Genomic DNA, 22031 nt, shown 5'->3' on the forward strand with positions numbered 1-22031 from the left:
CGATAACGTGCGGGGCGCGCGGCGACGAGGCCGTCGCGCCGGGGGCTCAGGCGGGCTTGGTCATGTTGTCAAGCTTGTGCATCAGCGCGTCGCCGAACAGCTTGACGACGTCGAGCAGGATCACCAGACGGTCTTCCAGCTTGCCCACGCCGGCGATGAAGTCCGAGTCGATCGAGCACACCATCTCGGGCGCCGGCTCCACGATCGACTTCTCGATGCGAAGCACCTCGTGCACGCGGTCGACGATGAACCCGACCACGCGCTCCAGCACCTCGACCACCACGATGCGGCTGTCCTGGCTGTGCTGGGTCTGATCCATCCCGAAGCGACGACGAAGATCGATCACGGGGATGATCTTGCCGCGCAGGTTGATCACGCCCTCGACTTCGGCCGGGCTGTTGGGCACGCGCGTCAGCGACATCATGCGGTTGATCTCTCGAACCGCCAGGATGTCGACAGCGAACTCTTCGCCCGCAACATCGAACGTCACGAGCTGGAGCTGCCCGCTGTCGCCGCCGTTGCGCGAGGTGAACTGCTCGGATGAAAGCGACTGTGTGTCCAGCGTGCTCATGACCGGTCTCCCGACTTGCTTCAGGGGTACGTTCCGTCGCTGCGAGCGGGCGGCCATGCCCGGCGAGCTCGCGGCGTTGGTTCATCGGCGGAAATCTCCGCCGAATAGAGGGCCTCCGGGCCCGGAATCGATGGTCCGAACCGGTTATGCGGCGCTGCCGAAGCGCCCGCGACGGTCGCGCCCGTCTCCCGTCGCCGCGGACGGGGGCGTCGACGACGCAGGGGTCCCCGTCGTGACCCCGCTTCGCAGCGAGATCAGGCACTGCCCGATCTGCCCGGGCGACAGCGTGGCCTCCGCCAGACCCTGCTGGGTGACGCCCTTGGGCATGCCGTAGACCACGCAGGACTCGGCGCTCTGCGCGAGCATCTTCCCGCCGGCCGCGACGAGCGCCTTGGCCCCGATCAGCCCGTCGTCGCCCATGCCGGTGAGGATCACGCCCAGGCACCGGTCGCGCAGCACCCGCGCGCCCGAAGAGAAGAGCTCGTTCACGCACGGCTTGTACAGCGCCTCGCGCGGCTCGGGGCTGATCTCCAGCTCGAACCGCCCCGGCGACGCCCGGTGCACCCGCGCGTGCTTCCCGCCCGGGCAGATATAGACCGTTCCGCGCAGCAGCGGCATGCGGTTCTCGCCGTGCACGACCGTGACCGCGCACTGCTGATCCAGACGCTCAGACATGCTGCGCGTGAACAGCTCGGGCATGTGCTGCGCAATGATCACGGGGCACGAAAGGTCTGCCGGCAGTTTGGTCAGCAGCTGCTCGAGCGCCGGCGGGCCTCCCGTGGACGACCCGATCAGGATCGCGTCGAACATCCCGGGCTTGTAGACCGGCAGCTTCTCCGCCGTGCCGCCCGTCAACGACTGGGCGACGACGCGCGGCGGCCTCGCTTCCGCGAGCGCGCGCAGCTTCATCAGAATCTGCTCGCGCAGCGCGTCCACCGACAGCGTGATCTGCGACTGGTCCTTCGCGACGAAGTCCATCGCGCCAAGACGCAGCGCCGTCAGCGCCGACCGACTCCCGTCCTTCGTCAGACTCGACACCATCAGCACGCGCGTCGGGCACTGCGCCATGATCCGCGACAGCGCGGTCAGCCCGTCCAGCTCGGGCATCTCGATGTCCATCGTGATCAGGTCCGGCTTCAGAGCCGCGGCCTTCTCGACCGCCTCGCGACCGTTCTTCGCCGTGTCGATCACCGTGAACTTCGGGTCCGACGCGATGATCTGGCTGATGGCCTTTCGCATCACGGCAGAGTCGTCGCAGACCAGTACACGCATCGGCGGATCTCCAGAGCGACGCCGACGCCGGGGGCGACCCGCGCACAGCTCGCGATGCTGTGGCATCGGCTCGTTCCCGAGCCGGATAAAGCCCGCGCCGCGCCCGAAACCCGCCCAAAGCCCAAACACGCCTCCCCAGACCCCTGCAACCCCCGACCAGCGACCCTCGCATAGCGCAAAAGTCCGGTGAATCCCCCGGTGAAACGGGGTTGTGTCGCACCCCGCCCCGGCTATACTGGAAGTGACGTGTTTCTTCCCTCCTAACCCGCGGCGCCTCCCCCCAAGGCGCTGCGGGTTTATTTCGTGATGGCCCCGTCGCGCGTCATCCGCCGCGCTTCGACACCACGACCAGCCCGTGCAGCCGCCCATCGATCTCGATGTGGGCCGTCACGACGGCGTCGCCAGCGGTCGTGGCCCAGAAGCCGCCGCCGCGGAACGGCTCCGAGAACTCGTCTCGGAAATCGTGCAGGTTGAAGGTCACCGTCTCGCCCACGTCGAGGCGTGCCACCGGGCGCGAGAACCACTTGTTCAGCCACATCCTCGACTCGGGGATCGACGTCGCGGTCGTGTTGGTCATCGTGATGTGCGTGCCGTCTCGCACCACCTGGATCGAGAGCGTCTCGACGATGGGCATCCGCTCGGGGAAGGGCGTCGCGTACTCCACCTCCGACCAGCCGCGGCAGGCGCCGGTGAACGCGAGAGCAACCAGCAGCGCGCCGGCGCCGAGGGCGCGGGTCGAGCGATGAACGAAGGGGGTGCGGGTCATCCCCCTATAGTCGCCTCGATGGGCTGCGAGAGCAACAGCACCAACGCGACACCCCCCTCCCCGGCGATCGCGCCGGGCGCCGAGGGCATCGACACCGCCTCGTTCGCGCGGTCGTTCCGCCCCGACCCGCGCCTCGCGTCGACCATCCCCGGTTTCGATGCGCCTTTCGTGCAAGCCGGGCTCGCCGGGTACTCCGACGCCGCGATGCGCATCGTCGCGCGCCGACACGGCTGCCCGATGTGCGTCACCGAGGCCCTCCTCGATCGCACCCTGCTCGCCGGTGGGCGCGGGTTCGCGAAGGCCGACCTGGGCGAACTCCACGACAACATCCCGGGGGGCGAGGAAGACCACCCCCTCGTCGGGCAGATCATGGGGTCCGAACCCGACGAGATGGCCGCGTCCGCCCTGAAGATGATCGAGCAGGGCCGTCGCCCGCCCGCCCACTACCGCACGCTGGCGTACGGGAAGAAGAGACTCACCGCAGAGAACACGGAGGTCGCGGAAGGGGGATGGGGTGCGGAGGAAGCGACGGCGCCCGATCCGCTGGGGTTCGGCGCGATCGATGTGAATCTCGCGTGCCCGGTGAAGAAGATCAGCCGCAAGGCGCGAGGGGGGCACTGGCTGGCGCACCCCGACGGCGCCATCGAGATCCTGCGCGCCGTGCGCGACGCGCTCCCTGCGCATGTCCCCACGACCGTCAAGATGCGCCGCGCCTTCGACGACCCGCCCGAATACGAGCGCGCGTTCTTCCGGATCTTCGACGCCGCGTACGAGATGGGCTACGCGTGGGCGACCGTGCACGCGCGCACCGTGCAGCAGAAGTACATCGGCCCGTCGCGCTGGACCTTCCTGCGCGAACTGGTCGCGTCGCGCCCGGACCGCGTCATCCTGGGCTCGGGCGATGTGTGGACGGTCCACGACATCTTCCGCATGCTCTCGTACACCGGCGTGCACGCCGTGTCGGTGGCGCGAGGGTGCATCGGCAACCCCTGGATCTTCCGCCAGGCGCGCGACATGATGGACGGGCTTCCCCCTCGCTCTCCCACCATCGCCGAGCAGCGCGACGCGCTGCGACAGCATTTCGAGCTCTCGGTCGCCGTCAACGGCGAATCGCTCGCCGGACGGCTCATGCGCAAGTTCGGCATCCGCTTCGCGGAGCACCACCCACGCTCCGAAGAGGTTCGCGTGCGCTTCATCCGCGTGAACAGCACCGACGACTGGCTCGCGGTGCTGGACGAGTTCTACCACGACGACGCGCAGCAACTCCTCGAGGCGCAGTCCGCGTCCGGTGCGCACGCGCCGGCGCACTGAGCGAACTTTCGCGCACCGAAGCGGTCACTGCGCACACTCCTCGCTTGTCTTCCTATCGATCCGTGCGATGGTCTGCGTGAACACCCCTCACGGAGACCTCCATGCGCTACCTCACCCGATCGTGCCTCCTCGCGTTCCCGCTCCTGGGCGCGCTCGCCGGCTGCGTCGACCCCGGCGCCAACCGACCCGTCCTCGAGAATCAGGGCGCGATCATCGCCCGGCTCGAAACCTCCTACGCGCACGACCTCGCCGCAGTGCGCTCCCTTGCGTCCTCGCTGCTCGACGCCCAGCGCGAGCGCCTCGTCGCGTCCATCGAACTCGACCTCGTCGCGAACACCCTCGACGCGTCGGGCAACGCCCCCGACGACGCGCGGCCCTGGCTGGCCGACTTCGCCGCTCTCCTTCGCACCGGCGCACCCACCGAACTCCGTCGCGCCGCGCTCGCGTCGCACACCTCCCTGCGCGCGTTCGACGACGCCGCAGCCGCGCTCCTCGACGCGCTGGACGCACGCGCAGCAGGGATCGCGGCGCTCTTCACCGAACTGCGCGCCAACCACGCCGCCCTCGCCGACGCGGCCGGCGCATCGGTCGATCTGTCCCTCGCGTCGCGCGAAGCGGCGACGCTCGTCTGGCGCGAGACCGTCCTCGCAGGCATCGACGATCCCGACGCCCGCGCCGCCGCCCAGCGCCTGCTGGATCGCGTCCTCAACCCCACCCGCTGATGCCTCTCCCCTCCCCCCTCATGCCCCGTGCCGAGTGCCTCATGCCTTCTTCACCCGATCTCGACATCCTGCTCACCAAACTCGAACTCGACACCCCCGCCCTCACGCCGCGCGAGGTCGAACTCATCACCCGCGCCCTCCGCACGCTCGCGGCCGACCAACTCGTGATCCTGCGCCTCCAACGACTGCTCGCGATCCACGGCGAGTCCGCCTCCCGGCTCGACGCCATCTTCGACGACGCACGCGCCACCCTCGACCGGCGCGCCGCGTCGCCCTCGCCGGGTGAATCGTTCGACCCCGCCGCCGCCGCCCAGGCCCGCGCCGCGCTCGCGAAGCGTGTCGACGACGCGCGAACCGGGCGCGACATCCTCGTCGCGGCCCTCGCGTTCGCCCGCGACATCGCCACCGCCCCCTAAACCCCTGACAGGAAGGGGATTCTGCGATATGACGACGGATTTCACTGGCGTCGGGCCGGGTCGCCGTGGTACATTCCCGCTCTCTCGTGGCAAAGCGGGCCGACCGCCGCGCCGATGGTGTGTCCGCACGATCTGACGCCTCTGCTCGGAACCTCTATGTCGTTTCGCCGCGCTGTCTCGCTCGCCGCGCTCCTGTGGATCGCGCTGGTCTCCGCCCTCCACCTCTGGGTGAACCAGCGCGATGACCTGCGCCGCTGGCTCACGCCCGCGAGCGAGCGCTCCGCGCCCTTCCGCATCGGGTTCCTGCCGGTGACCTGCCACCTCACCTGCCCGGTGACGCACTTCATCAACGAGAACATCACGGGCGAGCAGATGTTCACCCCGGTGCGCTTCAACGGATGGCCCGAACTGAAAGAGGCCTTCCTCGCCGGGCACACCGAAGCGACCTTCATCCTTGCGCCCATGGCCATCCGCCTGCGCGAGGAGGGCGTGCCCCTCAAGATCGTCTACCTGGGTCATCGCGACGGCACGGCGATGATGGTGCACAAAGACTCGAACATCCATCGCATCGAGGACCTTCGCGGCAAGACGGTTGCCGTGCCCAACCGTTTCTCCAACCAGCGCCTCCTCATCTTCAAGGCGCTGCGCGATCGCAATATCCCTATCGATCAGGTCAGGATCGTCGAGATGCCCCCGCCCGACATGCCCGCCGCCCTCTACGCGAAGGCCGTCGACGCCATCACCTCGGGCGAACCCTTCATGGGCCAGACCGAACTCGATGGGTACGGGCGCGTGCTCTATCTCACCAAGGATGTCTGGCCCGACTTCATCTCCTGCGTGCTCGCGGTCCCCGAGAGCGTCATCCTGAAGGACCGCGACAAGGTGCAGCGCCTCGTCGACGGCATCGCACAGAGCGGCAAGTGGCTCGACGACGACATGGACAACCGCATGGACGCGGCCCAGTTCGTCAGCCGCTTCTACTACAACCAGCACCCGCGCCTGCTCGAGTTCGTCCTCTCCAAACCGCCCGATCGCGTGAAGTACACCAACCTCACGGTGCGCAGGCCCGACTTCGAGGAGATCGTCGAACTCGGCGTGCTCAGCGGCATCCTCGACGGCACGCTCTCGTTCGACGACTACTGCGACCCATCATTCGTCCCCGACGAAGCGAGCGTCCCGGCGTACGACTGGTCCTACATCGATGCCCCCCGCCCGGGAGCGACCAGACGATGAGTCTCGCCACCACACTCCCAAGACCACCCGCTGAGGAAACCCCTCCGTCGCCAGTCGCCCCGGCGCGAGCACGCGGGAATCTCGTCCAGCGCATCGCGCTACCCACCGTCGTCTTCGGTGTGCTCCTGACCGCGTGGCATCTCGCGATCCGGCTGACCGGCAACGACCTGCTGCCAACGCCCTGGCAGGTCGTGCTCGGTGTCGCGGAACTCGCCGAGAAAGGCCTGCTGCTCAAGTACATCGTCGCGTCGCTCTTCCGCGTGACCTGGGGCTTCACGCTCGCGGTGCTCGTGGGCATCCCCCTCGGGCTGTTCCTGGGCTGGTTCACCTGGGCGTCGCGCGCGTTCAACCCGGTGATCCAGATCCTGCGCCCGATCTCGCCCATCGCGTGGATCCCCCTCGCGATCCTGTGGTTCGGCATCACCGACGCGGCGCCGATCTTCCTCATCTTCCTCGCGAGCGTGTTCCCCATCACCGTCTCGTCGATGGCCGCCGTCTCCAACATCCAGCCGGTGTATGTCCGCGCCGCGCGAAACTTCGGTGTAACCGGCATCTCTCTGTTCCGGCGCGTGATCCTGCCGGCCACCCTGCCGCAGATCATCACCTCGCTTCGCATCGCGCTGGGCATCGCGTGGCTGGTGGTCGTCGCGGCGGAGATGATCGCCGTCACCTCTGGGCTCGGCTTCCTCATCATCGACGCGCGCAACGCCGGCAAGCGCTACGACCTGGTCGTCGCAGGCATGGCGATGATCGGCGTGATCGGGCTCATCCTCGACCTGCTCGTGCGCCGGCTCGAACGCTTCGACGAAGTCCGCTGGGGGTATTCCAACCGATGAGACCCGCGTCCCCCACCGACCAGCGCACGCATCGCGGCGAGCACGCCGTCGTCGTCAACGACCTGTGGATGACCTTCCCAGGCAAACGCGCCGACGAGCCCGTGCATGTGCTCGAACGCGTCTCGCTCACCGTCGAGCACGGCGAGTTCGTCGTCATCGTCGGCCCCTCCGGCTGCGGCAAGTCCACGCTGCTCAACATCATCGGCGGGTTCCTGCAGCCCTCGCGCGGCAGCGCGATCGTCGAGGGCGAACCCGTCGCGGGCCCCGACCCCCGACGCATCTTCGTCTTCCAGGAGAACGGCGTCTTCCCGTGGCTCACCGTCGAACAGAACATCGGGTTCGGTCTGGGCGAGAAACCCCCGGCCGAGCGCGACGAGATCGTCCGACACTACACCGACATGGTGGGGCTGACCGGCTTCGAGCGCTCGTACCCACGCGAACTGTCGGGCGGCATGCGCCAGCGCGTCGAGATCGCACGCGCCCTCGCCGCCGACCCCGACATCATCTATATGGACGAGCCCTTCGGCGCCCTCGACTTCATCACGCGCCTCAAGATGCGCTCCGACCTCGTCTCGATCTGGCAGCGCGAGCGCAAGACCATCCTCTTCGTGACGCACGACATCGAGGAAGCGGTGCAACTCGCCGACCGCGTCCTCGTGATGAGCCGACGCCCGGCGACGATCCGCGAGGAGATTGTGGTCGACCTCCCTCGCCCGCGCGATCTCGACTCGCCGGGCTATCTGAAGGCTCGCGATCGCATCTTCGAGTCGATGGGGATGAGCCTGCGCGTCGGGTCGGGCTGACCACGCCGGACGACACGCCAGCAACGGTGAGAGCGGGATTCGAACCCGCGAGACCCTGACGGGTCTACCGGTTTTCAAGACCGGCGCCTTCAACCACTCGGCCATCTCACCCGCGCGAGGGGGGCTCCCCCCGGCGTGGCCAAGTGTACGCACCGCTCCCACCGACGCGCCCCCGGCAGCCCGTTGGGTCCACGGCGACGCCGGCTTCAGATGTTGCTTTTCACGGTCCCCTTCGTCCCGCGCTTGACGACTTCGTCGACCTCCTCCGCCGTCCGCATGTTGCGGGACTGGTCGAGATCCAGGCGCAGGACGGGTCGTCCCTTCTTCACGCTCTTGAGCACCCAACCGTCCTGGATCATGATGTCGAGCGCCTGCATGCATCGCTGCACGCCGACATTCCGCTCCTCGGGCGACGCGAACATAAAGCGCCCATGGATCTCCTGCACCAGCGAGTGCGCGTCGTTCGTCTTCTTCAGCAGCTCGACCAGCAGGGAGAAATACCCCGCCATCGGAAGCCGCTTGCCGACTCGCTCATAGCACTCCACGCGTTCGATGCGCCCGCCTTCCAGCCGGCCGATGAAGCTCTTCTTGGCGTTCATCAGGTTGAGCTTGAACACGTTGGCGCCGTCCGCCGCCGGGGCGCACGACCGGTCTTCCGTGTCGAACTGCCGCAGGATGCGCTTTGCGCTGAAGATGTCGAACGAGCCGAAGGCGGCCAGCGCCGGGTCTTCGATGGTAAACCCGCCCTGCGACAGCCACTGCCACGCCTGCTGGGGGGCGAGCTTCAGCCCGGCCTCCTGCGCGATCTTCTGGCAGTGCTCGCGCAGGTCCGTGAAGCAGCTGTTCGCCGAGTACCAGTACTGACCGAAACGGATGTGCTGCTGGATGTTCGCGCGGTTGCGCTCGTTGTACCGGTCCTTCAGCCACTTCGCGTCGTGCTCGGCGCGATCGAGCTCCAGGATCGTGTACGCCGCGTCGCGCGCCGAGGTGTGCGCCAGACTCATCCCCGCCGCCAGGATCGGGTCGGCGAAGCCCGCGGCCTCGCCCACGACGAACCAGTTCGCGCCCACGATCCGATCGCTCAGCTGAGACCAGTCCTTGCACGACTGCGTCTTGTTCTCTCGCTCCGCATTCGCGACGAGCTTCTTCACCTCGGGCTGGTCCTCGATCGCCTTAAGGTACAGCTCTTCGGGCGTCATCCCCATCTTCTTATAGTGCTCGGCCGGCGTCACCAGCCCGATGCTCGTGCGCGTGGGCCCCAGCGGGATGAACCAGATCCACCCGTAGGGCAGACTGCGCACCTGCACGCGCGTCGCCCCCACGCCGATCTCGACCGCCCACTCGGCGTTCTGCCAGTAGTCCCAGATCGCGATGTTCTTCAGGTCATCGGTCACCTTCGCCTCGACGCCCAGCGCGCGACGCAGCAGCCCGACCGTGCCGCTCGCGTCGATGTAGTAGCGCGCTTCGATCCGCTCGCCGCCCTCGAGTTCGAGCCCAGCGATGCGATCGCCCTCGGTGTGCACCCTCGCGACGCGCGTCCCCTGGCGCGCCTCGGCGCCCATCGACTCCGCGTGCTTCAGCAGGATCTCGTCGTAGATCGCGCGGTCGACCTGAAACGCCGTCAGCCGGCGCTGCCCTTCGTACCGCGCCGGGCGCGGCTCGTCGACGAACTCCTCCACCGGGTAGAAATCGAACTCCCACCGGTCGTTCGTCCGACCCCAGGTGTACGACGCCCCGATCTTGATCGGGAAGCCCGCGGCCTCCACCTTCTCCCACGCGCCCATCTCGTGCAGCACGGAGCTGATCGAGGGTAACTGGCTCTCGCCGATGTGGTCGCGCGGGAAGACTTCCTTCTCCAGCACGATCACGCGAAGCTCGGGGTTGTACTTGCGAAGCAACGACGCCGCCGTCGAGCCGGCCGGCCCGCCGCCAACGATTGCGACATCAAAAGACGCCACGCTCTCGGCCCGCATCGCAGGCCTCCTGTTCATTCTCGGGGTGCGCCCCGCCGGGCGCCTTCAGACCCTTCCTGAACCCGGCGGGTGCGCCAATGTACCGCGCCCTCGCGGCAATACAAGCAAAATGCGAACGGATATCCGGATCGATTCAGGGAACCCGGGGTTCCCCCTGCGTTCGGCTTCGATTCGTGCGAACCCAGGCCGAATCGGTCAGCCCACGGCGTAGTTGTACTGAGCCGCCAGCGGTGCGCCGGCGCCCCGCTCTGTGATTTCTTTCGCTGCCCGCCACGCGAAGCGCGGGTCGCGCAGCATCGCGCGACCCAGAAAGACCAGGTCGGCGCGCCCCTCCTCGACGATCGCCGCCGCCTGCGCCGGGGTCGTGATCTCCCCGACCGCCGCCGTCGGCACGCCCGAGTCGCGCCGGATCCGCTCCGCGAACGGGACCTGCCACCCCGGCGCAAACGGATGCTCGATCCCCGGCGCCACGAACCCGCTCGAACAGTCGATCAGATCGACCCCCTCGTCCCGCAGCCGCCGGCAGACCTCCACCGACTGCTCGATGTCCCACGCGCCCTCCACCCAGTCCGAGCAACTCAGCCGCACCAGCAGGGGAAGACGCTCGGGCCACACCCGTCGCACCTCGCGCGCCGTCTCGACGAGCAGGCGCACGCGCGAGTCGAACGACCCGGCGCCGTACGCGTCGGCCCTCGTGTTCGACAGGGGCGAGAAGAACTGGTGCATCAGATACCCGTGCGCCGCGTGGATCTCGACCGTGTCGAAGCCCGCCGCCAGCGCTCGCGCAGCCGCATCGGCGAACGCGCCCTTCACGCGCTCGATGTCCTCGCCGGTCATGGCGCGTGGCCGCGCGTGGTGCTCGTCGAAGCGCTGGTCCGTGGGGCCGATCGGCTCCCAGCCGCCGCGCGCCGGCGCGACAGCGCCGCGCGGGCCTTCCCACGAATGCGGCGGGGCCATCCCGGCCTTCCGTCCCGCGTGCGCGAGCTGGAGCCCGACCGTCGCGCCGTGCGATTTCGCGAAGCGCACCGCCCTCGCCCAGCCATCCACATGATCGTCGCTCCAGATCCCGGCGCAGCGCGGCGTGATCCGCCCCTCGGGGCTCACCGCCGTCGCTTCCGCCATCACCAGCCCGGCGCCCCCCATCGCGAACGAGCCCAGATGCGCCAGGTGAAAGTCCGTCGCGAACCCGTCGTCGCTCGAATACATGCACATCGGCGAGACGCCGACACGGTTTCGGATCGTGACGGAACGGAGCGTGATCGGCTCAAACAGCGATGGCATGCGGCGGGACTCCTCGTGGCGACAGACAGACGGCGCAGGCGCGCCGACATTGTTCGCCAGATCGAGACGCCCGGACGCGTCCGCTCAGCTCGACAGCACCACATACAGCGCGTGCAGCACTCCGGGGATCCAGAAGATCAGCGTCAGGATCAGGTTCAGCACGAATACCCCGCCGAGCCCCGCCTTCAGCCCAACAGCGAGCGGCGGCAGCAGGATCGCGATGATCACGAGGAGCAGTTTCTGAGTTCCGGTGTCTGCCATGGTCGGTTCCCCTTGCAAAGGTAAGACAGCGGGCGACGCCATCACCGACATCGCCCGCCGCCACCACACCAAGGATGTCCGGACCCCGCGATTACCGCAGCAGCGCCTGGCACGCCTGCCCGAACGCCGAAAGCACCGCGTTGAGGTCGGTGAAATTCACCACCCCGTCGCCGTTGGTGTCCGCCGGACACCCGACCACCACCTCGAGCGAGGAATCGGGAGTCGACTGCGAGGTCTGGCCCGCGAGCGTGACGCTGACCTGGGCCGCCCCGGGCGGGAGCCCCGGCACGAGAACGGTGATCCTGTCCTCGCGCACCTCGATCACCGGCGCGGCGACATCGCCCACGAACACCTGAGGAAATGCGCCGAGGCCCCACAGGTTGCGACCGTGGATCACCAGTTGCCCCGGCTCACCCGCGTTGACGCGTCGGGGCGAGAGCACGCTCACCAGCGGAGGGAAGTACTCGAAGTTCAGGATGTTCCCCTGAAGTCCTCCGTTCCAGACAAAGAGATCGTTCGAGGCCCCATCGCCCGCCGGGATGATCGCGATGATCTCGGTGTCGGACGAACGGATGATCTGCGCGTTGATGCCCCCGAACGCGAGCGCAGGGCTGCTCCCGAAGTCGCTCCCTGTCGCCACGATGATGTCGCCGCCCCCGGTCGCACGCCTCGTCGCGATCCACGACGCCAGCACGGGCGGGTTCACCAGGTCCAGGGTCACGGTGTTGCTCTGCTGACCGGCGACGACGACGCGCATCGCGTACTGCCCGGTCTCGCCCGCCGGAACCACGAAACTCAGCCGGGAGTGGGGTGTCACGATGTTCGTCGGGACAGGCATCCCGTCGACAAGCACCGCCGGCTGCAGGCCGAAGTTCGAGCCGTCGATCGTCACGACATCACCCGCCTGCACGCGCGCCGGGCTAAAGGAACTGATGAAGGGCGGCGAGTGGCGGAGCATCGAGATCACCTCGCACGACGAGAACCCGTACTCGACCACGACCGTCGGAACGCCCTGACCCGGACGCGACACCGCGAGGAACCTGTTCGAGGCGACCTGCTGAAACTGCGCCGGCTGCCCGTTCCAGAGCACACGCTGGATCGGGAAGGCCGGCGACTGTGAGAGCGTGAACTCCACGCTCGTCCCGCCGGCCGTCGGAATCAGCGACGGGATCACGCTCGTCGTGAAGCATTGCGCGCCGGCGCCGGCGCCCATGCACATCGCCGCGATCAGCGCGAACAGCGCCGCCCACTTCGAAAGAATACGGTCAATCATCACTCGTTCCTTCCTGCGTGCGGCGCCCCCTCGCGCGAGAGGGCGCCCGCCGCTCGTTTACCGCCACATCGAATCACACGCCAGACCGAAGGCCGACAGGACCGCGTTCAGGTCCGCGAAGTTCACCACGCCGTCGCCATTGGTGTCGCCCGAACAGACCTCGTGAACCTCCACCGCGCCGCTCACGGTCGAAGTGCCCCCCACGAGCAGCAACACATTCGCGCTGCCGGGCTGCAGCACTCTCGTGCGCACGACGATCTCGGTATGCGTGACCGAGAGCACCTCATCCACCAGGACGCCACCAAGCACCGGAGTGTTCAGCGTCCCGAAGTTCTCTCCGAGAATCCTCAGTTCCGTCGCGACACCGGCCGGGATGCTCGGGGGCGAGAACCCCGTGATCCGCGGCGAAGAGGGGAACAGCAGCGCCGACACAGGACCCGCGGCGCCGTCGCGCACCACGCGAAGCGTCTGCCTTCGGCCGTCGGTCTCGGGCAGCAACGCGATGATCTCCGTGGGCGTGGACTCGAGCACCGTCGCGAGACTATCCCCCACCAGCAGCCCGGTGTTCGACCCGAAGTTGATCCCTCGCGCGATGATCAGGTCACCCCCCGCCGTGCGCCGCACCGGCGCGATCGTGCTGATGATCACCGGCGGCGGGAGGATGTTCAGACTCTCCGGCTGGCTCACCGCACCGCCGACCTCGACCACCACCGATTGCGTGCCGCTCGCCGACTGCGGCGCGAGGAACCGGATCTGCTGATGCGTCGTCGGCCCGACCAGTTCCGCCTCGACACCGCCCACACGCACGCTCGGCGTCAGACCGAAGTTCGACCCCGTCAGAACCACCTCGTCGCCCGGGTTCACAGACTGAGGGTGAACCTGCGAGATGACCGGAGCGCTGTACGAGAAAACGCCCTGCGCCGTACACGAACCGCCGGTCAGATACTGGAAGGTGATCGCAGGCGTTCCCTGTCCCTGCGGCACGCGGACCCGCACCGATGTCGGGGAGCTCGAGAGGATCTGCGCCGGCGCGCCGTCCCACAACACTCCCCCGACGAACACCAGACTCGAGGTGTTGAACACCACCTCTCCGCCGCCCTGCGTCGGGCCGGTGTTGGGGACCACGCCGCTCAGACCGCACTGCCCATCGGCGCGCATGCCGCTGAGCGAGAGGCCGAGCGCCACGAGAAACGCTCCCGCGATCCGCGTCCTGACCCATCGTGTGCATGCACGCATCGTCGAACTCCGTCTGTTGAACGTGTGACAGCCAGCGCCGCCCCGAGGCGCCGCAACCAAAGGACAGTCCGACAGCCCCGGCCCGGACCCGACACGATCCCGTCGAGAAAGATCCCGGACCCGGCCCGCACTTCCCCAACGCGGGATGCAGCTCAGTCGATCGTCCCAGCCGGACGCAGCGGCGTGTCCCACGAAACCGCCCCGCCAGTCCACGCCCAGCGGACCGCCTTGCGCGCGTCCGTCAGGATCGCGATCAGGCAAGGCAGCGCGATGAGCGTCACCACCGTCGCCGCCATCAGCCCGAAACTGATCGTGATCGCCATCGGGATCAGGAACCGCGCCTGGAAGCTCTGTTCCAGCATGAGCGGCGCCAGCCCGAGGACCGTCGTCAGCGTCGTCAGGATGATCGCGCGCAGGCGCGCGCGTCCGGCGTCGGTCAGCGCCGGCACGACATCGAGGCCGTCGCGCCGTCGCTCGTTGTAAAACTGCGTCAGCACGATCCCGTCGTTCACCACGATGCCCGTCAGCGCCACGAACCCGATCAACGACAGGATCGTCATCTCGAACCCGAGGATCATGTGCCCGAAGATCGCCCCGACCGCCGCGAAGGGCACCGCCGTCAGGATCGCGAAGGGCTGCGTGTAACTGCCGAAGAGCCACGCGAGGATGACATAGATCATCGCCATCGCCGCCGCGAACCCCAGGGGCAGCGTGCGGAACGAGTCGGCCAGGTCCTCCTGTCGCCCGCGAGGCACGATCGTCACCCCGGGATACCGCGACTGCAACTCGCGGAAGACCGGACCAAGCTCCGCCGAGACCTGCTCGGGCGTCACCACGGCGCGATCGACATCCGCCGAGACATTGATCGCGCGCTGGCGGTTCAGACGGTTGATCGACGCGTACCCGCGCTCTTCGCGGATGTCCGCCACCTCGCGCAGCGGGACCGCGACCCCATCCGGCGTGAAGACGCGCATCCGCTCCAGATCCGCCAGACTCCGCCTCGTCGCTTCGTCGAACATCACGCGCACATCGATGTCCTCGCGATCACCAGCGAAGGTCCGCGCCTCGAGCCCGAACACCGCCCCGCGCACCTGGCGCGCCACCGAGTCCGTCGTGAACCCGAGCTCCCTCGCCCCGGGCAAGAGCGCGATGCGCAGCTCGCGCTGCCCGGCGTCGCTGTCGTCCGCCACGCCGAACACGCCGTCGAACTCCGCGAGCCGGTCTTTCAGCGCGCTCACCGCGCCCTGCATCGACGCGATGTTGTCCCCGAGGATCGTGTAGCTCAGCGGCGGCCCGCCCGGCCCGCCCTGGATCTCCTCGAAGCGCAGGCTCTTCACACCCGGGATCTCGCCCAGCTCACGCTGGATCGCCACGCGGATCGACTGGCTGTCCCGGTCGCGCTGCTCCACCGGCTGCAACTGAATGAAAACCTGCCCTCGGTTGCTCTGCTGCGTCGAAGTCCCGGCGTCGAGGTCGTTCGTCGCGCCCACGAACGCCGTCACGCTCTTCACCTCGGGCATGTCCAGCGCCGCACGCTCGATCCGGCGCACGATCGCGTCGGTCTGACCGGCCGGCGTCCCCACCGGCATCCGAAGGTTCGCGATGATCGTCTCGCTGTCCGCCGACGCGAGGAACTCGAATGGCACGCGCCCGCCCGCGACGAGACCGACGCTGCCCGTCAGCACCGCGACGAACAGCGCGATCGTCAGGTACCTCGCGCGCAGCGCCGCGCGCAGCGTCGCCTGATACCGGTCCATCAGCCACCCGTGGAAGACACGGTCGCGCTGACGCTCCGCCCAGTCGCCGAACCGCTTCACGGGCCCGGTCGACTTGTTCTTCTCCGCCCTGTGCAGCGTGTGCGCCATGTGGCTCGGCAAAATCAGCAGCGCCTCCAGCAGCGACACCAGCAGCGCCACCGCCACCACCAGGGGCAGCGCGCCCATCAGGTCTCCCACCCGCCCTTCGATCAGACGCAGCGGGAGGAACGCGCAGATCGTCGTCAGGATCGTCGCGATCACCGGCCAGAAAACCTGCCTGCCCCCGTTGATCGCCGCCTGCAGCGCCGGCTCGCCCGTCTCGTGGCGCGCCACGATGTTCTCCGCGACCACGATCGCGTCGTCCACCAACAGACCCAGCACGATGATCAGCCCGAACATCGTCAGCAGGTTCAGCGTGATGTCGAACATCGACATCGTCGCCAGCGTTCCCAGCACGCTGATCGCCAGCCCCGCCGTCACCCAGAACGCCACCGTCGGGGGGAGGAACACCACCAGCGTCAGCAGCACCAGCGCCGCGCCCGTCAGCGCGTTGCGGCTGAGCAATTCCAGGCGCTGCGTCACGAACCGCGACAGGTCCTGCCCCGTCGCCAGCTCGCCCGGAGGCGGGTCGGGCCTCGACAACCCCAGCTCGTACGCCGCCACCCGCGCCGGCACGCGACCCGAGCCCCGCTCGGCCCTGGCGACAGCGGCGCGCTCCGAAGCGCTCAGCTCCAGCGGATCGCCCACGCGACCCGCCGCGTACGCCTTCACCAGCCCGGCGATCTCCACGATGTCCTGCTTCTTCTGCGCAAACACCGTCAGCGACGCCGCCGGCTTCCCGTTGAACCGCAGCCGAACATCCACGTCCGCGAAGCCGTCGCGCACCTGCGCGATGTCGCGCACACGCACCACGCCGCCGTCGCCCGACGCCTTCACGATGATCTCGCGCACCGCCTCCGCCGCGTCGTCAGCCCCCAGCGTGCGGATCGCCACGTTCGCGCCGCTCGAGCGCACCGTCCCGCCCGGCGACTCGCCCATCGCCTGCCGGATGCGCTCCGTCAGCGTGAGCAGCCCGATCCCGTGCTCGATCAGCCGATCGGGATACACCTCGACCGTGATCTCGTCGACGCGCACGCCCCCGATCGTCACGTCCCCCATCCCGGGCAGCGTGCGCAGGTCGTCGCGCATCCGCTTCACCGCCTCCTTCATCGTCCGCTCGTCGGCGTCCCCGTACAGCGTCAGGTCGATCACCGGGATCTGCGGCTCGAAGTCCTGCACCGTGATCCGCTCCGACAGCTCGGGCAGGTCCTGCAGCGCATCGATCTCCCGCTTCACCCGCGCCGTCGCGTCGCCGATATCCACGCCGGAGCGAAACTCGATACGCACCGTCGCCGCGCCCTCGACGATCGTCGTGTTCACTTCCTTCACGTCGTCGATGTCCGCGACGCGGTCCTCGATCTTGATCGCCAGCGAACGCTCGACCTCCTCCGGCGCCGCGCCCGGATAGGGCGCCACCACCAGCACCTCGTTCGGGCGCGTCTCCGGGAAGAACTCGCGCCGAAGGTTCAGCCCCAGCACCAGCCCCGCCGCCACGATCGCGATCATCACCAGATTCGCGGCCACCGGCTTCCTGACGCCGAACTCGACGGGGTTCACTTCACGCCCCCGTTCTCGCCAGGCGCGCCCTTCGCCAGGAACGACTCGCCCGTCGCGGCGTCCACCGCGTTCACGAGCGCGCCGGCGCGCAGGTCATCCAGATTCGAAACCACCACCCGGTCCCCCTCGCGCAGCCCGCTCGACACCGCAGCCCACTCGCGCTCGCCCGGATCGATCTCGGGCCGCTCGCCGCTGACGAAGAACGCCACCACCACATCCCGGAACTCCACCCGCCCCCCTTCGCCCAGAACCATCACGCGGTCCCCGCTCAGCGACACCCGGGGCACCATCGCCACGCGCTGCGCGCTCGACGAGCGGAGCTCTCCACGCACGAACTGACCGGGCAGCAGGTTCCCCGTCGATCCCGTCGCGTCGTCCTGCTCGACCACCACGAACACCGTCACGGTCCGCGACTGCGCGTCGGCTTCGGGCGCGATCCGCTCCACCGTCGCACGCCACTCACGTCGCACGCTGCCCTCGGCGATCAGCACGACCGGGTCGCCCACTCGCACCTCGGCGCTCGCGCCCAGCGGCGCACGCAGCGGCGTCTCGATCCGAGACAACGACACCACCCGCGCCGCGAGTTCCCCGATCCCGACCCGATCGCCCTCGCGCAGATCGACCCGCTGCAGCACCCCGTCGAAAGGCGCAACGATCGTCGACCTTCGAAGATTCTCTTCAGCAAGGCGCAGGTTGGCACGCTCCGCGTCGCGCTGGGCCTCCAGCGCCGCACGCCGCGAGGGAACCTCCGACAGCGCTCTCGACAACTGGGCCTCCTCGCGCAGCGTGCGCGTCAGCGCCGTGAGCAGCACATCGATCTCGCGCTCCACCGCCGCCCCGGCCCGCGCCGCCTCGCGTGCGCGCTCGATATCCCGTTCCGCAAGCTCCGACGCCTGGCTCGCCAGCGCCACCTGACGGCGCAGCGACTCCTCCTCCACCGCGAGCCCGTCCAGCTGAGCGCCGATCGCCTCGACGAGCCCGCGCGAACGCGCCAACGCCGCCTCCGCGTCCGTCCGGTCAAGCTCCAGCAGCGTCTCCCCCTTCGCGACGCGAACGCCCGGCTCGATCGCCGCCGGACGACGGACGACCACGCCAGCCACCTCGGCCCGAACCTCCGCGGCCTGCATCGCCCTCGCCGTCCCGAACGCCTCCCAGGGGCGCGCCGATTCCGTCAGTCGCACCGTCACCACCTCGACCGGCACCGCCGCGTCGCTCCGGGGCTTCCTGGGCGCCTGCGGCTTGGTCGCCACGAGCCCGGAGAACACCGCGACGCCGATCGCGAGCGCAACCACACCGATCACACCGCGCGCCACCGCCGCGATCACTCTCGAACGACCAGCACGCGTCTTCTCAGCCATGCAGCGCCTTTCCACTCCAACCCCTGCGCACGCCCAACGATAGGCCAACCTTCACACCCCCCCTGCCGTTCCACTCCCCCAAGGAGCGTCAAAGCACGTCGGCCAGCGACATCCGGACCCCGGCGCCCCCTTCCCGTCTTGACAACCTCATCGCCCCCGCGGACCCTTACCCCCATGACGACCACCGCCGCGAACCCGACCCTTGCCAACCTGACCCTCGCCGAAGCCGCCCTCGCGCACTTCGGGCTCGCGCAGCGCTCCCGACTGCGCACCCCGGCGCTGGTCTTCGCCGGCTCGCTCGTCATCGCCGCCAGCGCCCAGATCGCCGTCCCCATGTGGCCCGTCCCCGCGACGATGCAGACCTTCGGCGTCCTCCTCGTCGCCGCGCTGCTGGGCCCGAAACTCGGCCTCGCCGCCGCCATCCTCTATCTGATCGAGGGCGCGATGGGCTTCCCCGTCTTCGCCCACCTCAGCGGCGGCGCGCACAAGTTCCTCGGAACCACCGGCGGATACCTCCTCGCCTTCCCCGTCGCCGCCCTGCTCGTCGGCTACCTCGCCCAACTCGGCTTCACGCGCACCTTCGCGCGCACCGCCCTCGTGATGTTCGTCGGCACGCTGCTCATCCTCTCGATGGGCGCCCTCTGGCTCTCGCTCTTCTTCCCGGGCGAGAACGCCTTCGTCACCGGCTTCGCGATCTTCCTCCCCGGCTGCGCCCTCAAGACCCTCCTCGCCGCCGCCATCCTCCCCAAGGCATGGCGCCTCCTCGGCAAGCGCTGAGCAAGGAATAGATTGAGTAACTCTCCCCCACCTCGCCCCCTTGGGGGAGAGGTCGACGAGCCCGCGCAGCGGGCGAGTCGGGTGAGGGGGACACCAAGACGCTCCCCGCGGGAGCGGCTTGGCGAGTGACGCGCCTCACCCCCGCGCACCCATCCACGCCGCGCGCAACCCATCCACCGTGATCCGCGAGATCCGCGCCACCACCTCGTCCGCCCCGGCCCCGAGCAGTTTCTCGCGCGCCGAGGTGTGCTCCACACCCACGCACACCATCCCCGCGCCCTTCGCCGCACGCACCCCGATCGCCGTGTCCTCGATCACCACGCAGTCGCGCGGCTCGACGCCCAGTTTCTCCGCCGTGATCAGATAGGGCAGCGGGTCCGGCTTCGTGCGCGCGCAGATGTCCGCCGTCACCACCTCGCGCAGCACCCGCAGCACGCGCATCGCGTCGAGCATCGCCAGCACCTCGAACGCGCGCGACCCCGAGCACACCGCCGTCGCCAACTGCGCCGACGCCCCGCGCACCAGTTCCGGCGCGCCGTCCTGCGCCGTCCACACGCCCTCCGCGATCATCCGCGTCGTCTGACGCGCCTTCTCCTCCATCAACCGATCGCGCAGCGCATCATCGAACTCGTGCGCACGCCCCGCGTCCGCGTACACCTTCGCGAACGCCTCCTTATCCCCCAGCCCCACATACTCCTGCCAGTCCGCCAACGGCCGCGGCGCCCCCGGTCCCCCGACCGCCTCACACGCCGCGCGGATCGCCCCCTCGTGCATCGGCTCCGAGTCCACCAGCACGCCGTCCATATCGAAAATCACTGCTTGCATGCCCAACACTACTCCCCTCCGACGCTCGGTGCCCCGGGGCATCTGCGAAGCAGTGACCCGGGCTCTCTCTTCCTCTCCCTTGTGCCTTGTGCCCCGTGCCTCTTGCCCTCTTCCCGCTCCCCACTCCCTATTCCCTACTCCCTTCTTCCCCTGTGCCTTGTGCCCCGTGCCTCGTGCCTTCCCCCCTTCCCTTACACTCCCCCCATGCCCCCGATCCCCGCCCTCCTCTTCGACGACTCGACCACCGATCTCGCGCCCCTCACCGACCTGCGCAACGCCGCCGATCTGCGCACCGGCGCACACACCACGCGCGAACGCCTCGTCACCGACGACCGAATCACCCTGCTCCCCGACGCGTCGAAGGCGCCCAATCTCGCCCTCTACATCAACGCGCGCTGCGCCATCCTCCCCGACGACGCCCTTTCCCTCACCCAAGGCCAGGCCCTCGTCGAATCCTCCTCAAACCAGGTCATCGCCGCACTCGTTGAGCCCGGACGCGCCGCCTCCTTCGACCCCGGCGCCGCCGCCAACTCCAGCGTCGAACACCACGCCCCAACGCTCCTCCACCGCCCCTGGGACATCATCCGCTTCCGCGACGCCTGCATCGCCCACGACCTCGCGCACCTTCTCGCCCATGCGCCGCACAACCAGCGCGCCAATCTCCTCGTCGACGGCGACCCCGCCCTCCTCCGCATCCACCCCGACGCCCACATCGCCCCCGGCGTCGTCTTCGACACCCGCCAAGGCCCCATCATCGTCGGCAAGTCCGAGATCCAGGGCGCCAGCGTCATCGCCGGGCCCGTCGTCATCCACGACCACTGCGTCATCACCGCGCGCTCGTTCATCAAGGCCAACACCGTCCTCGGCCCCACCTGCAAAGTCGGCGGCGAGGTCGGCGGCACGATCTTCCAGGGACTCGCCAACAAGGTCCACGACGGCCACCTGGGCGACTCCTTCGTCGGCGAATGGGCCAACCTCGGCGCCGGCACGACCAACTCCAACCTCCTCAACACCTACGACGAGGTCATCACCCGCGTCTCGCCCCGCCATCCCAACGAGCGCACCGGCATCCGCTACCTCGGCGCCATTATCGGCGACCACGCCAAGTTCGCGATCAACACACGCATCATGACCGGCGCCGTGATCGGCACGGGCTCCATGATCGCATCGTCACAAGGCGTGATGAAATCCACCGGACGCTTCCGCTGGATCACCGACGACCGCGACTCCCTCTACCGCTTCGACAAGTTCCTCGCTGTCGCGAAGACCGTCATGGCCCGCCGCCACACCACACCCGACGACGCCTACATCGCACGCCTCAAGTACCTCCACGACCTCGAACGCGCAACCTGCGCCGGACAGTAAGCCGATCTGACAATCTCGAAACGGCCTGAATGCGAGATGCCAGATCATCACGCCAAGCATTTGATCTTCGCCTCAACACCTGAAGCATTGGCCACTTGAGCAACCACCATGCCGTAGAAGCGATTGTCACCACCAACAACAGAGCCAGGCGAAATGTTCCCCGAAACCCTTTTACATTGACCCCGGGAAGTAACTGCAAAAGCCGTGCGCCAAGTAGTAGATACAAAGTGTTCGAGAGCACAAGATATAGCACGAGTGCACCAAGGCCCAATCCTAACCATTGGGTAATCCCCGCACGATCAACTGCCGCAAAGGTTCCTATTGGTGACAATCTAACAT

At 68.5% G+C, this 22031-nt stretch carries 19 protein-coding genes and 1 tRNA gene; 8 read left to right on the forward strand and 12 right to left on the reverse strand.

Annotated features, from left to right (window positions below; genetic code table 11):
* Positions 1–46: 46 nt before the first annotated feature.
* The 3 genes from KF684_04950 to KF684_04960 form a co-directional block, all read right to left on the reverse strand.
* Positions 47–571 (reverse strand): chemotaxis protein CheW, encoded by a 525-nt coding sequence (locus tag KF684_04950; GenBank protein MBX3352261.1) that lies wholly within the window; start codon positions 569–571, stop codon positions 47–49.
* 144 nt (positions 572–715) lie between these two features.
* A complete protein-coding gene (locus KF684_04955; GenBank protein ID MBX3352262.1) occupies positions 716–1810 on the reverse strand; it encodes a chemotaxis response regulator protein-glutamate methylesterase in 1095 nt (364 codons plus the stop codon).
* 355 nt (positions 1811–2165) lie between these two features.
* Positions 2166–2609: a hypothetical protein gene (locus KF684_04960; protein MBX3352263.1), complete on the reverse strand. Its 444-nt coding sequence runs from the start codon at positions 2607–2609 to the stop codon at positions 2166–2168.
* Between the two features lie 18 nt (positions 2610–2627).
* Here KF684_04960 and KF684_04965 point away from each other — a divergent pair, with 18 nt between their 5' ends.
* The 6 genes from KF684_04965 to KF684_04990 all read left to right on the forward strand — a co-directional run bounded on the left by KF684_04965 (position 2628) and on the right by KF684_04990 (position 7930).
* The gene (locus KF684_04965; protein MBX3352264.1) at positions 2628–3920 is read left to right on the forward strand and encodes a tRNA-dihydrouridine synthase; all 1293 of its coding nucleotides are present in this window, start codon (positions 2628–2630) and stop codon (positions 3918–3920) included.
* Positions 3921–4021: 101 nt separating this feature from the next.
* Positions 4022–4642, forward strand: a complete 621-nt coding sequence (locus KF684_04970) for a hypothetical protein (protein MBX3352265.1) — start codon at positions 4022–4024, stop codon at positions 4640–4642.
* Between the two features lie 41 nt (positions 4643–4683).
* Complete coding sequence (locus KF684_04975) at positions 4684–5058, forward strand: hypothetical protein (protein ID MBX3352266.1); 375 nt, start codon at positions 4684–4686, stop codon at positions 5056–5058.
* 156 nt (positions 5059–5214) lie between these two features.
* On the forward strand, positions 5215–6291 hold the full coding sequence (locus tag KF684_04980; protein MBX3352267.1) for an ABC transporter substrate-binding protein: 1077 nt from the start codon (positions 5215–5217) through the stop codon (positions 6289–6291).
* Positions 6288–7127 carry an ABC transporter permease gene (locus tag KF684_04985; protein MBX3352268.1) on the forward strand — a complete coding sequence of 280 codons (840 nt, stop codon included), beginning with the start codon at positions 6288–6290 and terminating at the stop codon, positions 7125–7127. Before KF684_04980 ends, KF684_04985 begins: the two co-directional genes overlap by 4 nt.
* A complete protein-coding gene (locus KF684_04990) occupies positions 7124–7930 on the forward strand; it encodes an ABC transporter ATP-binding protein (protein ID MBX3352269.1) in 807 nt (268 codons plus the stop codon). Before KF684_04985 ends, KF684_04990 begins: the two co-directional genes overlap by 4 nt.
* Positions 7931–7954: 24 nt before the next feature.
* Here the strand turns inward: KF684_04990 and KF684_04995 are convergent.
* The 8 genes from KF684_04995 to KF684_05030 all read right to left on the reverse strand — a co-directional run bounded on the left by KF684_04995 (position 7955) and on the right by KF684_05030 (position 18725).
* Positions 7955–8041 (reverse strand) — tRNA-Ser (locus tag KF684_04995).
* A gap of 95 nt (positions 8042–8136) precedes the next feature.
* Positions 8137–9903: a tryptophan 7-halogenase gene (locus tag KF684_05000; protein MBX3352270.1), complete on the reverse strand. Its 1767-nt coding sequence runs from the start codon at positions 9901–9903 to the stop codon at positions 8137–8139.
* Positions 9904–10098: 195 nt separating this feature from the next.
* Complete coding sequence (locus KF684_05005; protein ID MBX3352271.1) at positions 10099–11184, reverse strand: NADH:flavin oxidoreductase/NADH oxidase; 1086 nt, start codon at positions 11182–11184, stop codon at positions 10099–10101.
* A gap of 84 nt (positions 11185–11268) precedes the next feature.
* Entirely contained in the window at positions 11269–11445 is a 177-nt protein-coding gene (locus tag KF684_05010) for a YqaE/Pmp3 family membrane protein (protein MBX3352272.1), read from the reverse strand.
* A gap of 91 nt (positions 11446–11536) precedes the next feature.
* On the reverse strand, positions 11537–12718 hold the full coding sequence (locus KF684_05015) for an IPT/TIG domain-containing protein (GenBank protein ID MBX3352273.1): 1182 nt from the start codon (positions 12716–12718) through the stop codon (positions 11537–11539).
* Between the two features lie 57 nt (positions 12719–12775).
* The gene (locus KF684_05020) at positions 12776–13903 is read right to left on the reverse strand and encodes an IPT/TIG domain-containing protein (GenBank protein ID MBX3352274.1); all 1128 of its coding nucleotides are present in this window, start codon (positions 13901–13903) and stop codon (positions 12776–12778) included.
* 203 nt (positions 13904–14106) lie between these two features.
* Positions 14107–17367, reverse strand: a complete 3261-nt coding sequence (locus tag KF684_05025; GenBank protein ID MBX3352275.1) for an efflux RND transporter permease subunit — start codon at positions 17365–17367, stop codon at positions 14107–14109.
* On the reverse strand, positions 17364–18725 hold the full coding sequence (locus KF684_05030; protein MBX3352276.1) for an efflux RND transporter periplasmic adaptor subunit: 1362 nt from the start codon (positions 18723–18725) through the stop codon (positions 17364–17366). The genes KF684_05025 and KF684_05030 overlap by 4 nt, the downstream gene beginning before the upstream one ends.
* Before the next feature lie 174 nt (positions 18726–18899).
* Between KF684_05030 and KF684_05035 the strand changes: the two genes are divergently transcribed.
* A complete protein-coding gene (locus KF684_05035; protein MBX3352277.1) occupies positions 18900–19502 on the forward strand; it encodes a biotin transporter BioY in 603 nt (200 codons plus the stop codon).
* Positions 19503–19637: 135 nt separating this feature from the next.
* Here the strand turns inward: KF684_05035 and KF684_05040 are convergent, their stop codons facing one another.
* On the reverse strand, positions 19638–20327 hold the full coding sequence (locus KF684_05040) for an HAD family phosphatase (protein ID MBX3352278.1): 690 nt from the start codon (positions 20325–20327) through the stop codon (positions 19638–19640).
* Positions 20328–20531: 204 nt separating this feature from the next.
* On the opposite strand from KF684_05040, the gene KF684_05045 reads away from it, so the two are divergent.
* Positions 20532–21692, forward strand: coding sequence for a hypothetical protein (locus KF684_05045; protein ID MBX3352279.1), 1161 nt, complete (start codon positions 20532–20534; stop codon positions 21690–21692).
* Positions 21693–22031 lie beyond the last annotated feature (339 nt).

This window comes from Phycisphaeraceae bacterium, from assembly GCA_019636675.1.
GTDB lineage: Bacteria > Planctomycetota > Phycisphaerae > Phycisphaerales > UBA1924 > JAHBXC01.

What these genes read in the sequence shown, in the direction of transcription:
- KF684_04950 (MBX3352261.1), bottom strand. Translation starts at nt 571, where the DNA reads ATGAGCACGCTGGACACACAGTCGCTTTCATCCGAGCAGTTCACCTCG.
- KF684_04955 (MBX3352262.1), bottom strand. Translation starts at nt 1,810, where the DNA reads ATGCGAAAGGCCATCAGCCAGATCATCGCGTCGGACCCGAAGTTCACG.
- KF684_04960 (MBX3352263.1), bottom strand. Translation starts at nt 2,609, where the DNA reads ATGACCCGCACCCCCTTCGTTCATCGCTCGACCCGCGCCCTCGGCGCC.
- KF684_04965 (MBX3352264.1), top strand. Translation starts at nt 2,628, where the DNA reads ATGGGCTGCGAGAGCAACAGCACCAACGCGACACCCCCCTCCCCGGCG.
- KF684_04970 (MBX3352265.1), top strand. Translation starts at nt 4,022, where the DNA reads ATGCGCTACCTCACCCGATCGTGCCTCCTCGCGTTCCCGCTCCTGGGC.
- KF684_04975 (MBX3352266.1), top strand. Translation starts at nt 4,684, where the DNA reads ATGCCTTCTTCACCCGATCTCGACATCCTGCTCACCAAACTCGAACTC.
- KF684_04980 (MBX3352267.1), top strand. Translation starts at nt 5,215, where the DNA reads ATGTCGTTTCGCCGCGCTGTCTCGCTCGCCGCGCTCCTGTGGATCGCG.
- KF684_04985 (MBX3352268.1), top strand. Translation starts at nt 6,288, where the DNA reads ATGAGTCTCGCCACCACACTCCCAAGACCACCCGCTGAGGAAACCCCT.
- KF684_04990 (MBX3352269.1), top strand. Translation starts at nt 7,124, where the DNA reads ATGAGACCCGCGTCCCCCACCGACCAGCGCACGCATCGCGGCGAGCAC.
- KF684_05000 (MBX3352270.1), bottom strand. Translation starts at nt 9,903, where the DNA reads ATGCGGGCCGAGAGCGTGGCGTCTTTTGATGTCGCAATCGTTGGCGGC.
- KF684_05005 (MBX3352271.1), bottom strand. Translation starts at nt 11,184, where the DNA reads ATGCCATCGCTGTTTGAGCCGATCACGCTCCGTTCCGTCACGATCCGA.
- KF684_05010 (MBX3352272.1), bottom strand. Translation starts at nt 11,445, where the DNA reads ATGGCAGACACCGGAACTCAGAAACTGCTCCTCGTGATCATCGCGATC.
- KF684_05015 (MBX3352273.1), bottom strand. Translation starts at nt 12,718, where the DNA reads ATGATTGACCGTATTCTTTCGAAGTGGGCGGCGCTGTTCGCGCTGATC.
- KF684_05030 (MBX3352276.1), bottom strand. Translation starts at nt 18,725, where the DNA reads ATGGCTGAGAAGACGCGTGCTGGTCGTTCGAGAGTGATCGCGGCGGTG.
- KF684_05035 (MBX3352277.1), top strand. Translation starts at nt 18,900, where the DNA reads ATGACGACCACCGCCGCGAACCCGACCCTTGCCAACCTGACCCTCGCC.
- KF684_05040 (MBX3352278.1), bottom strand. Translation starts at nt 20,327, where the DNA reads ATGCAAGCAGTGATTTTCGATATGGACGGCGTGCTGGTGGACTCGGAG.
- KF684_05045 (MBX3352279.1), top strand. Translation starts at nt 20,532, where the DNA reads ATGCCCCCGATCCCCGCCCTCCTCTTCGACGACTCGACCACCGATCTC.